This window comes from Microtetraspora sp. AC03309 (genome assembly GCF_020826795.1).
Lineage (GTDB): Bacteria > Actinomycetota > Actinomycetes > Streptosporangiales > Streptosporangiaceae > Microtetraspora > Microtetraspora glauca.
Genome location: NZ_JADDIL010000014.1, coordinates 91,232 through 103,957, shown reverse-complemented (window position 1 = coordinate 103,957; position 12,726 = coordinate 91,232). Strand labels below are relative to the sequence as shown.

Sequence of the window (12,726 nt, the reverse complement as noted above, 5' to 3'; positions counted from 1 at the left end):
CGCCCGAGCCTAGACGGCCGGGACGCCGGAGTCCCGGCCTCCCGGGGCGCCAGGGTCCGCCGTCGCGGGACCGGCGGCCGGACCGGGCACGGTGATCCTCAACCGGAAGCCGCTCGGGACCGGCCCCGCCTCCATGACGCCTCCCTCCGCGCGGACCCGCTCCGCCAGGCCGCGCAGACCGCTGCCCGGCTCGTACGGCCCGGCGTCGCCGTCGTCCGTGACCTCCAGGACCGCGCCCGAGCCGTCGTGGGCCACTCCGATCTCGCAGCGGGTCGCGCGGGCATGCCGTACGACGTTGGTGACCGCCTCGCGTACGGCCCAGCCGAAGAGGCCGTCCAGGCCGTCCGGGAGCGGGGTGCCGGAGATCCGGACGGCCACCCGCAGCCCGGCGGCGGTGAGCGCCGCGCGGGCGCCGTCGAGTTCCTCGGAGAATCCCCGCCTGCGGTAGCCGGTGACGGCCTCGCGCACCTCGACCAGCGCCTGCCGCGCCACGGACTCGATGTCGGCGATCTCCCGGGCCGCACGGTCCGACCCCTGCTCGGCCAGTCGCCCGGCCAGCTCGCTCTTGAGCACGATCAGCGACAGGCTGTGCCCGAGCAGGTCGTGCAGGTCCCGTGCGATGCGGAGCCGCTCCTCCCCCGCCGCCAGCCGGGCCACCTCCCGCTGCGCGTCCTCGAGGCGGAGCACCAGCATGCGGGTGTTCCGCACGCTGGCGAACAGGATCCCGAGCGTCCACACCTGCACGACGAGCAGCACGATCGTCTCCGCGTCCGCGCCCGCGAGCCGGCTGTCGACGAGGACGACCAGGGCCATCACGGCCATGGCGACCAGGGCGGGGCGCAGCGGCAGCGCCATGGAGAGCATCACGGTGACGTAGATCGGCAGCGCCGTCCAGCCGCCTCCGAACAGGAGCGGGAACACGATCGCCATCGCGGTGGTCACGGCCATCAGCGGGACCGTCCACCTGCCGCGGTCGCCGTAGTCCCCGGGGCTGAGGACGGCGGCGACGTAGGTGGTCACGAACGCGGCGAGCGCGGCGAGCTGCCAGGCCGCCCCCGCTCCGCCCACCTTTCCCGTCACGATGTCGGCCACCGGATAGACGAGGTACACGAAGCCGAACGAGACGCCCATCAGGCGCCGCAGGCGTGATCCCCGCCCCTTCTCCACGCCGAACGTGAAGACACCGTCCAGCCTCCCGGTCATGCGCGTACGGTTGCCCGCCGGTAGGTGTAGAGCGCGAAGGCGGCCAGGACGGCGCCCCAGCCGAGGATGCCGAGAACCGCGGAGGCCGGGGGCGCCTGGCCCGCGACGATGTTCCAGCCGATGGTGGCGTAGTCGTACGACGGCAGCGCGTGCGCGATCGCCTTCATGGCCGAGGGCATCATGTCGATGGGGAACCAGAGGCCGCCCAGCAGGGCGAGCCCGAACATGCAGATCATGGCGAGCGGCTGGGCGGTGTCGGCCCGTACCAGCGAGCCGATCGTCAGACCGAGCGCGGCGAACGGGATCACGCCGAGCCACATCGCGAGGACCAGCCCGGCCCATTGCCCCGGCGGGAGCGAGACGCCCTGGGTGAGCACGGCCGCGAGGCCGACGAGCACGAGCGAGGGCAGCGTGAGCAGCAGGGAGACGATCAGCTTGGTGACGATGATCGACCACCTGGGGAGCGGGGTGATCTGGAGCTGGCGCAGCCAGCCGCTCTCGCGTTCCTGCGCCCAGGGCACCGCCGTGGACATCATCGAGGACGCGAGCGCGCCGTAGGCGGCCATGGAGACCATGAGGACGACGCCGGCCTTCAGTCCCGTCGTGTCGTCCACCTGGTCGCCCCACAGATTGGCGTAGAGCAGGTAGAAGCCGACGGGGAACGCCACGACGAAGATGGCGTAACGCTTGTTGCGCAGCATCCGCAGCGCCTCGATCTTGACGTGCTCCGGCATCAGGACTCCTGGGTGAGTGCGAGGAAGGCGTCTTCGAGATCGGCTCCGTCGATCCGGAGCCCGTGCACGTCGAGAGTGGTCTTTCGATAGAGCGCGTCGACGGTGGCGTCGGCGTCGCTCGTCCTGAGTACGGCGCGGCCCGACGCTATCTCGATCGCGACGACGCCGGGAAGCGCGTCGAGGCCGGCGGCGGGCTGGGCGCCCAGCGTGAAGCTCACCGCCTGGCCACCGGCCCCGGCCTTGATCTCGGCGGCCGTGCCGTCGGCGACGACCCGCCCGCGTGCGATGACGACGACCCGGTCGGAGTTCTGGTCGGCCTCCTCCAGGTAGTGCGTGGCGAACAGGACCGTGTGGCCGCGCGCCGCGTACGTCCGCATGGAGTCCCAGAAGGCGCGGCGCGACTCGACGTCCATGGCGGCGGTGGGCTCGTCGAGCACGAGGAGCCGGGGGGCGCCCGCGACGGCCAGGGCGAACCGCACCCGCTGGGTCTGCCCGCCGGACAGCCGGTCGGCCCGGCGTCCGGCCAGGTCGGTGAGGTCGGCCATGCGCAGGATCTCGTCGAAGGGGAGGGGGTCGGGGTAGAGGCCGCGGACGAATCCGACGGTCTCCGCGACGGTCAGCTCGGGGATCAGCGAGCCCTCCTGGAGCATCGCGCCGACGCGGCCGCGCGCGACGGCACGCGACGGGGTGTCGCCGAAGACCTTGATCTCGCCGCTGGTGGGGCGGAGCAGGCCGAGCAGCATGTTGATCGCGGTGGATTTGCCGGCGCCGTTCGGTCCGAGCAGGGCGACCGTGCGGCCCGCCGGGATGTCGAGGTCCAGCCCGTCGACCGCGAGCACGTCCCCGTAGGTCCTGGTGACTCCGGAGAAGGAGATGGCGTCCATGTCCTCGACGCTAGAGGCGTGCGGCGCGGACCGGCAGTTCCATACCTCCGGCCTTCTCCGTGACATTTGTCAGGCTCCCCGCGCGATGCCGGGCCGGACCCCTTGATCGCTCCGTTAGGGTGTCTTGCATCCTTTGGCGGTGATTTGTTGGGAGTCTGGTCGCGGTGAACGGCTCGGCAGGGAACACCTCCGTGCTCGGCGACCGCTACCGCCTGGACGCGCTGATCGGCCGGGGCGGGATGGCCGAGGTGTGGCGCGGCCGCGACCTGCACCGCGACTGGCCCGTGGCGGTCAAGATCTTCGCGGCCGAGGCGTCCGACCCGTCGATGCGGGCGCGGTTCGCCCAGGAGGCCCGCACCGCCGCGCGGGTGGTGCACCCCAACGTGGTCAGCGTGTACGACGTGGGCGAGCAGGGCGGGCGCCCGTTCCTTGTGATGGAGTTGCTCTCCGGGCGGAGCCTGGCCGAGGAACTGGCGGCGCGCGGGCCGCTCGGGGTGGACGAGGTCCGCCGTCTCGCGGCACAGGCCGCGATCGGCCTGGACGCCGCGCACCGGGCCGGGGTGGTGCACCGCGACGTCAAGCCCGCGAACCTGCACCTGACCGAGGACGGCCAGCTCAAGGTGGTCGACTTCGGGATCGCCCGGCTGGCGGACGAGGCGGCGGGCCGGCTGACCGCCGTCGGCATGATCGTCGGCACCGCGGCGTACCTGTCCCCAGAGCAGATCATGGGCCGGCCCGGGGACGCCGCCAGCGACATGTACGCGCTCGGCTGCGTGTGCTACGAGCTCCTGTGCGGCCACCCGCCGTTCGCCGGGAGCTCGACCGAGCTGGTCTTCCAACACGTCCAACAGGCTCCGGCTCCGCTGCGCCGCTACCGGCCCGACCTTCCGGTCGAGCTGGAGGCGCTGGTGCTGGCGCTGCTGGACAAGGAGCCCCGTGCCCGACCGGCCGCCGGAGAGGTGGTCGCCCGGATGCGCGTGGACCCGCGCCCGGCGCGGGCGGGCGACACCGCGGTGCTCGACGTGGGAGGCGCCGCGTCGCACGACGTCGGCGTCCCGCCCGCCGCCTGGCCACCCGCTGCGTCCCCGCTCGGCCCTCTCGCGTACGGAGGACCGACCGGGTATGGAGGGCCGACCGGACCCGGCGGGTCCACCGCGTACGGGGGGTCGACCGCGTATGGAGGGCCGACCGCGTACCAGCCGTCCCTGTCCGCCCCTTCCTTACACGGGACCTCCGTACACGGGGGACCGGGTGGGCGGGCGACGCGTGGCGGGATGTCCCGGCGCAAGGGCGCGATGATCGCGGCGGCCGCGGTCCTCCCCGTCGTGGCGGTGGTGTGGCTCGCGTCCCCCTCGTCGACGCCGTCGCCCGGCGCCTCCCCCGCCGCGATGAGTACGGGGGTCGCCACGACGCCCTCCCCCACCCGGCAGAGCCCGTCCACGACGCCGTCCGCCGCGCCGTCTCCCTCGCCGAGCAGGACCGCGAGCGGTCCTCAGGCGTGGCTGGCCGGACTGGAGAGCGCCCTGACCGCCCAGGAGCGGCAGCACGGCATCGACTCCGACACGGCGGAGAAGGTACGCGAGGAGATCGAGGAGATCCGGGAGGAGCTCGCGGACGGGGAGCCCAGGAAGGTCCAGAAGAAACTGCGGGACCTCGGCAGGACGCTGAGCAAGGCTCAGCGCAAGGGCCGGCTGGCCTCCAGCGGACCGTTGATCGACTATCTGAACCGGTCCGGCCTCCTGTCGGGCCCGAGGCGCTGACCGCGGACGACCCGGACGGGCTCAGCGGCGGGCGCCGCCGAGGACGACGTGCCTGGCGGGGCCGCGGGTACCGGCGAACAGGAAACGTTCCATCCGCCCGATGGTGAACCCGGCCACACGCTCCCCCTGGACGAGGGCGCGCGCGGCCGGCCCGTCACCGCGGCGCCGGAGCGTCAGAGACGGCAGGCGTAGATGGCGGTGACCAGGATGGCCTTCGCGCCGATCTCCCAGAGCTGGTCCATGATCTGCTGGTGGCCCTTGCGCGGCACCATGGCGCGGACCGCCACCCACCCCTCGCGGTGCAGCGGGGACACCGTCGGCCCCTCGACGCCCGGCGTGATCGTGATGGCCTCGTCGATGCGCTCGGCGCGGATGTCGTAGTCCATCATGACGTAGTCGCGGGCGACCAGGACGCCCTGCAGCCGCCGGATGAGCTGCTGGAAGCCGTTCGTCTCCGGGGCGCCGCTCCGCTTGATGAGCACGGCCTCGGAGTGGGCGATGGGCTCGCCGAAGACCTCCAGGCCGACGTTGCGGAGCGTGGTGCCGGTCTCGACGACGTCGGCGACGGCGTCCGCGACGCCCAGCCGGATGGCCGTCTCCACGGCGCCGTCGAGCTTGATCACCCGGGCGTCGATGCCCTCGTCGGCCAGGTATTTGCCGAGGAGGCCGGAGTAGGAGGTGGCGATCCGCAGGCCGGACAGGTCGGCGGCGCTGCCGTACCGCCCGGCGGGGGCGGCGAAGCGGAACGTGGACCCGCCGAAGCCGAGCGGGACGACCTCCTCGGCCGGGGCGCCCGAGTCGAACAGCATGTCGCGGCCGGTGATGCCCGCGTCGAGCGTGCCCTCGCCCACGTAGACGGCGATGTCGCGGGGACGCAGGAAGAACAGCTCGCAGGAGTTCTCGGGGTCGATGACCACGAGTTCCTTGCTGTCCTTGCGCGGACGGTATCCGGCCTCTTTCAGGATGGTCTGGGCGGCATCGGCGAGCGCGCCCTTGTTCGGTACGGCGAGACGCAACATGGTGTGGCAGAAACCCTTCGGGATGCGGATGACGAGGTCACGGAACGCATTCAGGCCACCCGGTGGGCGGCCTAGAGATGCTTGTAGACCTCGTCCAGCCCGATGCCGCGCGCCAGCATGAGGACCTGCACGTGGTAGAGCAGCTGGGAGATCTCCTCCGCCGCCCGATCCGTGGACTCGTGCTCGGCCGCCATCCAGCTCTCGGCGGCCTCCTCGACGACCTTCTTACCGATGGCATGGACCCCGGCGTCCAGCGCGGCCACGGTGCCCGAGCCCTCTGGCCGGGTGCGCGCCTTCTCCGACAGCTCGGCGTACAGCTCTTCGAAGGTCTTCATGATCTCTTTCAGGGTCGTCGGGCGATGCGGAACCAGCGTAGTCGGTCCGTACGACCAGCCGCATCGCGCCACCCGTCCGCGTCAGCCGAAGATCTTTCTGGCGATCCTCAGGTGTTCCAAGGCCTGGAGGGACTGGCCGCCCTCGTGCCCGTTGAACGGCCAGATCGAGATGTCCTTGGCACCGGCGTAGTGATTGTAGGCGGCGAACACGGTCGAGGCCGGGGTCACCTCGTCGCGCAGCCCGACGGAGAACCGGGCGGGCACCGTCGCCCTGGCCGCGAAGTTCGTCCCGTCGAAGTAGGCGAGAGTGGCGAAGACGTCCTCGGCCCTGTCCCGGTTGACCGCGCAGAACCGGCTCAGCTCCCCGTACGGCAGGGCGTCGGTGATCTCCACGGCGTGGCGGATGTGGCACATGAACGGCACGTCGACGAAAGCGTAGGAGATGTCCGCGCCGATTCGCGGGGCCAGCGCGGCCGCGGCCAGTGCCATGCCGCCGCCCTGGCTGCCGCCCGCGACGGCGATCCGCTCCGCGTCCACGGCGGGATGCGCCCTGGCCGCCTCGACGGCGCGTACGACGTCGGTGTACAGGCGCCGGTAGTAGTAATCGTCGCGGTCGAGCACGCCACGCGTCAGCTTCCCCGCCGTCTCGGGACCGGTCCCCGGGGCCGGATCGGGTGTGTCGCCCTGCCGCCACCCGCCGCCCTGGCCCCGCGTGTCCATCACGAAGGCGGCGTATCCCGCCGAGGGCCACAGCAGCCACTCGTGCGGCAGGCCGCGCCCGCCGTTGTAGCCGATGAACTCGACGACGCACGGCAGCGGCCCCTCCGGGGACGCGGGGGTGAGCAGCCATCCCTTGATCGGGTGCCCGCCGAAGCCCGCGAAGGTCACGTCGTACACGTCCACGCGTGCGAGGTGGGCGTCGTACGGGGTGAAGGTCGCCGCCAGATCATGCGCCCGTGACTCCGACAGCGTGCGCTCCCAGAAGTCGTCGAAGTCCGCGGGCTCGCCGCGTTCGGGCAGGTAGGCACGGAGCTGGTCGAGCGGCAGGTCGACGAACAAGGGGGCTCCTTACGACTTGCGACAGACGCACACGGGTGGGGATCCCGGGTGACGCGGACGTGCCGGGAGCGCGCGTCGCGCGTGATCCCGGTGACGTGGAACCGTACAGGAACGACGGCCGAGCATGGTCGTTCATGATCCGGGCGGCTCAGAGGGCGAACCTCTCATCCGGCGGGAGCGTGAGCGGGCGCGATAATGCGTTGATCACCCCTCCGCCCGCCACTAACCTTCGCCGGTGACATCCCCTGACGCGAAGATCCGAGGGCCGGTGCGGTTCCTCCTGTGGCTGACGATCCGCCAGAAGCGCCGCATCCTGACCGGGTCGCTGCTGAGCAGCGCGTGGATGGTCACCATGGCCCTACCGCCGTACCTGCTCTCCCGTGCCGTCGACGCGGCCTATCCGCCCACGACTCCCGGGCGCTGGCGGGCTGGACGGCCGCGATGCTGACCGCGGGGGCGGGAACCGCCCTGCTGGGCATGGCACAACACCGGACGACGACGAAGGTCCGGATGGACGCGATGTTCCGTACCGTGCGGGCGATCATGGACCAGTCGTTCCGGCTCGGCGACACGCTGCCCCGCCGGGTCGCGACCGGTGAGGTGGTGGCGATCGGCCTGAGCGACGCGCGGACGATCTCCCAGGCGATGTCCGTCGCCGGTCCGGGATCGGCGCCGTCGTCGGGTACGTGGTCGTCGCATTCGTGCTCGCGGACATCTCCCTCACGCTCGCCCTCGTGGTACTCGCCGGTGCGCCGTTGCTCGCCGTCGTCATCGGGCCCCTGTTGGGCCGGGTTCTGAGCGCCGGGGACGACTACCGGGAGCGGCAGGGCGCGCTGGCCGCCAGGCTGGTGGACGTGGTGGCCGGCCTGCGGGTGCTCAACGGTCTGGGCGGCAAGGAGACGCACGCCGACCGCTACCGGCGGCACTCGCGCGAGCTGTGCCAGGAGGGTTACCGGGTGGGCGCCGCCACCAGCTGGGTCGGCGCGCTCGGCGGCGGGCTGCCCCTGCTCTTCCTCGCGCTGGTCACCTGGCTCGGCGCCCGGATGGCCGCCGAGGGATCGCTCACCATCGGCGATCTGGTCGCGGCCTACGGGTACGTCGCGATGCTGGCCATTCCGATGACCGTCCTCATCATGGGTGGCTCCAACCTGGCCCGCGGAGTGGTCGCCGCCCGGCGGGTCACCGGATTCCTCGCTCTGGCACCCGGCCGGACGAGCCCCGCCACCACCGCGGACGCGCCCGCGGGCCCGGCCGTGCTCCACGATCCCGTCTCCGGCGTCGAGGTGCCGCCGGGCCTGTTCATTGTGCTCACCGGCGCGCGCCCCGCGGACGCCGCGTCTGTGGTCGAGCGCATCGGCCGGTTCGAGGACTCCGATGTCCTCTGGGGCGGCGTGCGGCTGGACGCGGTCCCCCTGGCCCAGGTCCGCGAGCGCATCCTGGTCGCGGACAACGACGCCGATCTGTTCGCCGGAACCGTCCGCGAGGTGGTGAGCGGCAGGGGCCACCCCGAGGACTCGGCCGTGGGGGCCGCGATCCACGCGGCGGCCGCCGCGGACATCGTGGACGCGCTGCCCGACGGTCTCGACTCGGTCGTCGCCGCCCGGGGCCTGAGCCTGTCCGGGGGACAACGCCAGCGGCTCCGGCTCGCCCGGGCGCTGTGCGCCGGACCGGAGGTGCTGCTGGCCGTCGAACCGACCTCGGCGGTCGACGCCCACACGGAGGCCGTGCTGGCCGCCCGGCTGCGTACCGCGCGCGCCGGCCTGACCACCGTCGTCACCAGCACCTCGCCCTTCGTGCTGGAACAGGCGGACGTGGTGGTGCACCTGATCGCCGCGCCGGACGCGGACGACGACCGGCTGCGCGCCGCGCTCGCCACCGTCGGCGCCCGCTGGGCCGACGAGCTGCCGGACGGCCTCGACACCGACCTGGGGGAAGCCGCGTACCGGTTGGACGGGCGCACCGTGATCGCCATCGCGCACCGGCTTCACACGGCGCACGACGCCGACCGGGTCGCGGTGACGGACGCCGGTGTGATCACCGAACTCGGCCCCCATGACGACCTGGTGTCCGCGGGCGGGACCTACGCCGGCCTCTGGCGCTCCTGGCACGGCGACTGAGCCTGTCGTCCATCACGCCGGGTCCGGGCCCGGAGAGGGTGTGCCGTCAGGCGGGTCCGCCGAAACGCGGCAGGCGCCGGTGCCCCCTGCGGGACACCGGCGCCTGCCGGGTCGAACGGTGTGTGCTCAGTGGCCGGAACGGTTGCCGGAGTGGCCTCCGGCGCGACCGCCCGGACGGCCGCCCTGGCGGAAGCCGCCGCCGCGCGGAGCGCGGAAGTCGCCTCGGCTATCCGGGCGGCGCTCGCCGCGGTAACCGTCACGGTGATCACGGTGGCCCTCGTGGGGAGCCCCGCTGCGGTCCCCGGTGCGGTCGCCCTCACGGAAGCCGGCGCCACGCTGGTCCGGGCGGCCCTCGCCGTTCCCTCCACGCGACCGGTCGCCCCGGAAGCCGCCGTACGAACCCCGGTTGTCGCTCAAGGAACCGCGCGAGCGGTCCCCCTGGTAGCGGCGGTTGTCGCCGCCGTCACGGTCGCCGCGGAACGAACCGCCGTCACGGTCACCACGGTAGGCGGGACGGTCTCCCTGGTAGGAGCCCTGGCTGTCGCCACGGAACGAACCGCCGTCGCGGTCGCCACGGAAGGGACGGCTCTCCCGATCGCCCCGGTAGGAGCCGCCGTCACGGTCGCCACGGAACGGACGGTTGTCACGGTCGCCACGGAACGGGCGCGCTCCGTCGCGGGCCCCTCCGTACTCCCTGCCCTGGAAGGAGCGGTTCTCCTGGCCCCGGCTCTCGAAGCCCCGGTTCTCGGCGCCGGTGTGCTCGGCGGCACGGTTCTCGGAATCGCGCTCGTCACTCCCCCGGCCCTCGAAGCGCCGTCCACCGTCGCGGCCCGGCCGGCCGTCGCGGTCGAACCGGCGGTCGCGGCGGTCGCCGAAGCGGCGGGAACGGCCCTCTCCGCCCTGGCCCTCACGGCGCGGACGCAGCGGCTTGCGCACGTCGGGCTCCCACACGGGGATCGCCTCGCCGCTGGGCTGACGCGCGCCGGCGACCTCGGTGAGCACCGAGTCACCGGGGCGGACCCGGTGGCGCGACGGGCTGATGCCCGCACGCCGGGTCATCGCGTCGGTGGAGCGGCGCTCGTTCGGCATGACGAGCGTCACGACGCTGCCGCTCTCGCCCGCGCGGGCCGTACGACCGCCGCGGTGCAGGTAGCTCTTGTGGTCCATCGGAGGATCGACGTGCAGCACGAGGCTGACGTCGTCGACGTGGATGCCGCGGGCGGCGACGTCGGTGCAGACGAGCACGCTCACGTTGCCCTCGCGGAACTCCCCGAGGATGCGGGTGCGCTGGTTCTGCCGCTTGCCTCCGTGCAGGCCGCCGGCGCGGATGCCGACCCGGGCGAGCTGCTTGACGACCCGGTCCACACCGTGCTGGGTGCGGACGAACAGGATCGTACGGCCCTCGCGGTTGGCGATCTCGGCCGTCACGTCGACCTTGTCGTCCCTGTGGACCTGGAAGAGGTGGTGCTCCATGGTCTCGACCGAGGAGGTCGCCGGGGCCAGCGAGTGCGTCACCGGGTCGGTGAGGAAGCGCTGGACCAGCTTGTCCACGTCACCGTCGAGGGTGGCGGAGAAGAGCAGCCGCTGGCTGTCGGCGGGGGTGGCGTCGAGGATCGCGCTCACCACGGGGAAGAAGCCGAGGTCGCACATGTGGTCGGCCTCGTCGAGCACGGTGACCTGGACGTCCTGGAGCGAGCACTCGCCCTGCTCCATGAGGTCGGTCAGGCGCCCGGGGGTGGCCACGACGATCTCGACGCCGCGCCGCAGCGCCTCGATCTGCCTGCCCATGGACATGCCGCCGACGACGGTCCTGGTACGCAGCGACAAGCCCCGGCCGAGCGGCTCCAAGGCGTCGGCCACCTGCAGGGCCAGCTCACGGGTGGGCACGAGGACAATGGCGCGCGGGCGCTTGGGCAGCGCGCGCTCCCCGGCGATGCGGGCCATGGTGGGCAGGCCGAAGGCGAGCGTCTTGCCGGAGCCGGTCTGGCCCCGGCCGAGCACGTCACGTCCGGCGAGCACGTCGGGGATGGCCGCGCTCTGGATGGGGAACGGCGCGGTGATGCCCTCCCTGGCCAGCCCGGAGACAAGCGGCCTCGGCAGGCCGAGCAGCGCGAAGCCGTTCGCCTGCTCGGCGTCGGGGGCCTCGGACGGCGCGGAGGAGACCGTGGAGGAATCCGTGGAGGAATCCACCGACGAATCGGGGGAAATATGGCCAGCGTCAAGCATGGTCACGAGGTTCGTGCCTTTCATCGAAGATGACGTGTCGAAACACGGGGGCGCGTCACTTCTGCGAAAGGACGAGCCAGGACGGGTACGGCGTGGCCGTACTTCATACATTCATTCGGACGCAGGGGTGTTCAGGGCGGAGCTTCCAGGACTGCTTTCCTGGACGGACACAAAGTCCGGCGCCGCCGATTCATCCGGCGGGCTGGCCCCTGCGTCGGGCGGCAGTGCCACGCGATCTGCGCGTTGGTGATGCGGCACTGCGGTCAAACCGGCGACTTCGGCGTTCCCGCAGACGTGCAGGGCACTCGCGTCGACGCGAGCGGCCTTGTCACGGACACCGTCATTCAAGTCGCTTCGGGCATAACGAGATGCAACCATACACCATTCCCGGGACGTCAACATCACGACGAACGTCCCCGGCGCACGGCTGAACACGGCCGACCGGTCGGCCGATCATGCCGATGGTGCCGCCTCATCGTGCGTGACGCGGCACCATCGGTGGATCGGCCGGATGATCGGCCGTCGCGGCCCCTCAAGGGCTGTACGACCCGGGTTCAGACGTTGAACCCCAGCATGCGGAGCTGCTCGCGCCCCTCGTCGGTGATCTTGTCCGGGCCCCACGGCGGAAGCCACACCCAGTTGATCACGACGCTGGACACGAGGTCGGCGAGGGCCGAGTTGGCCTGGTCCTCGATGACGTCGGTCAGCGGGCAGGCGGCGCTGGTCAGCGTCATGTCGATCGTGGCGATCGGCTGCTCGCCCTCACCGGCGGAGTCGAGGTTCACTCCGTAGATCAGGCCGAGATCGACCACGTTGATCCCGAGCTCGGGGTCCACGACGTCCTTCAGCGCCTCCAGGACGTCGTCGAGGGAGGTCTCTCCGTCGAACGTCGCCGTGGGGGTCTCGGTCGGCTTGCTCACGCCATCCTCCTTACGTTCGTTCGAGGGGTCACGCCTGGCTCCGCAGTACCGCGTCCTTGTAGGCCATCCAGGACAGCAGCGCGCACTTGACCCGGGCGGGGAACTTGGCCACGCCGGCGAAGGCCACGGCGTCACCGAGGACGTCCTCGTCCGCCTCGACCTGGCCCCGGCCCTGCATGAGCCGGGTGAACTCGTCGACGACGGAGAGGGACTCCTCGACCGTGGAGTCGGTGGCGAGCTCGTACAGGACGGAGGCGGCGGCCTGGCTGATCGAGCACCCCTGGCCGTCGTAGGAGACGTCCAGGACCTTGCCGCCGTCGCCCAGCTTCACCCGCAGGGTGACCTCGTCACCGCAGGTCGGGTTGACGTGGTGCACTTCGGCGTCGTACGGCTCACGCAGCCCGCGGCCCTGCGGATGCTTGTAGTGCTCCAGGATCAGCTCCTGGTACATGGATTCAGCGATCATGGC

The 12,726-nt window shown here is 72.1% G+C and carries 13 protein-coding genes; 4 read left to right on the top strand and 9 right to left on the bottom strand.

Annotated elements, in window-relative coordinates; translation table 11 throughout:
- Positions 1-9: 9 nt before the first annotated feature.
- The 3 genes from IMZ11_RS10525 to IMZ11_RS10515 are packed head-to-tail and all read right to left on the bottom strand — an operon-like array spanning position 10 to position 2,821.
- On the bottom strand, positions 10-1,203 hold the full coding sequence (locus IMZ11_RS10525) for a sensor histidine kinase (protein ID WP_228640058.1): 1,194 nt from the start codon (positions 1,201-1,203) through the stop codon (positions 10-12).
- Positions 1,200-1,937, bottom strand: a complete 738-nt coding sequence (locus IMZ11_RS10520) for an ABC transporter permease (RefSeq protein WP_228640056.1) — start codon at positions 1,935-1,937, stop codon at positions 1,200-1,202. Before IMZ11_RS10520 ends, IMZ11_RS10525 begins: the two co-directional genes overlap by 4 nt.
- Positions 1,937-2,821 carry an ABC transporter ATP-binding protein gene (locus tag IMZ11_RS10515; protein WP_228640053.1) on the bottom strand — a complete coding sequence of 295 codons (885 nt, stop codon included), beginning with the start codon at positions 2,819-2,821 and terminating at the stop codon, positions 1,937-1,939. Before IMZ11_RS10515 ends, IMZ11_RS10520 begins: the two co-directional genes overlap by 1 nt.
- Before the next feature lie 164 nt (positions 2,822-2,985).
- On the opposite strand from IMZ11_RS10515, the gene IMZ11_RS10510 reads away from it, so the two are divergent.
- On the top strand, positions 2,986-4,581 hold the full coding sequence (locus IMZ11_RS10510) for a serine/threonine-protein kinase (RefSeq protein WP_228640051.1): 1,596 nt from the start codon (positions 2,986-2,988) through the stop codon (positions 4,579-4,581).
- A 173-nt stretch (positions 4,582-4,754) separates the two neighbouring features.
- Here the strand turns inward: IMZ11_RS10510 and hisG are convergent, their stop codons facing one another.
- The 3 genes from hisG to IMZ11_RS10495 all read right to left on the bottom strand — a co-directional run bounded on the left by hisG (position 4,755) and on the right by IMZ11_RS10495 (position 6,994).
- Positions 4,755-5,600, bottom strand: a complete 846-nt coding sequence (hisG, locus tag IMZ11_RS10505; RefSeq protein ID WP_228640048.1) for an ATP phosphoribosyltransferase — start codon at positions 5,598-5,600, stop codon at positions 4,755-4,757.
- Positions 5,601-5,671: 71 nt separating this feature from the next.
- On the bottom strand, positions 5,672-5,935 hold the full coding sequence (locus IMZ11_RS10500) for a phosphoribosyl-ATP diphosphatase (RefSeq protein ID WP_061255594.1): 264 nt from the start codon (positions 5,933-5,935) through the stop codon (positions 5,672-5,674).
- Positions 5,936-6,016: 81 nt separating this feature from the next.
- Positions 6,017-6,994 (bottom strand): acetylxylan esterase, encoded by a 978-nt coding sequence (locus IMZ11_RS10495; RefSeq protein ID WP_228640046.1) that lies wholly within the window; start codon positions 6,992-6,994, stop codon positions 6,017-6,019.
- Positions 6,995-7,229: 235 nt separating this feature from the next.
- Here IMZ11_RS10495 and IMZ11_RS10490 point away from each other — a divergent pair, with 235 nt between their 5' ends.
- Genes IMZ11_RS10490 through IMZ11_RS10480 form a run of 3 tightly spaced genes read left to right on the top strand, consistent with a single transcriptional unit; the run spans position 7,230 to position 9,111 of the window.
- Positions 7,230-7,442, top strand: coding sequence for a hypothetical protein (locus tag IMZ11_RS10490; RefSeq protein WP_228640043.1), 213 nt, complete (start codon positions 7,230-7,232; stop codon positions 7,440-7,442).
- Positions 7,436-7,792, top strand: a complete 357-nt coding sequence (locus IMZ11_RS10485) for a hypothetical protein (protein WP_228640040.1) — start codon at positions 7,436-7,438, stop codon at positions 7,790-7,792. Before IMZ11_RS10490 ends, IMZ11_RS10485 begins: the two co-directional genes overlap by 7 nt.
- Positions 7,681-9,111, top strand: coding sequence for an ABC transporter ATP-binding protein (locus IMZ11_RS10480; protein ID WP_228640037.1), 1,431 nt, complete (start codon positions 7,681-7,683; stop codon positions 9,109-9,111). The genes IMZ11_RS10485 and IMZ11_RS10480 overlap by 112 nt, the downstream gene beginning before the upstream one ends.
- 126 nt (positions 9,112-9,237) lie before the next feature.
- On the opposite strand, the gene IMZ11_RS10475 is transcribed toward IMZ11_RS10480, so the two are convergent.
- The 3 genes from IMZ11_RS10475 to sufU all read right to left on the bottom strand — a co-directional run bounded on the left by IMZ11_RS10475 (position 9,238) and on the right by sufU (position 12,723).
- Positions 9,238-11,337: a DEAD/DEAH box helicase gene (locus IMZ11_RS10475; protein WP_374462254.1), complete on the bottom strand. Its 2,100-nt coding sequence runs from the start codon at positions 11,335-11,337 to the stop codon at positions 9,238-9,240.
- 554 nt (positions 11,338-11,891) lie between these two features.
- Positions 11,892-12,257 (bottom strand): metal-sulfur cluster assembly factor, encoded by a 366-nt coding sequence (locus IMZ11_RS10470; RefSeq protein WP_228640031.1) that lies wholly within the window; start codon positions 12,255-12,257, stop codon positions 11,892-11,894.
- A 28-nt stretch (positions 12,258-12,285) separates the two neighbouring features.
- Complete coding sequence (sufU, locus tag IMZ11_RS10465; protein WP_061255589.1) at positions 12,286-12,723, bottom strand: Fe-S cluster assembly sulfur transfer protein SufU; 438 nt, start codon at positions 12,721-12,723, stop codon at positions 12,286-12,288.
- Positions 12,724-12,726: the final 3 nt, after the last annotated feature.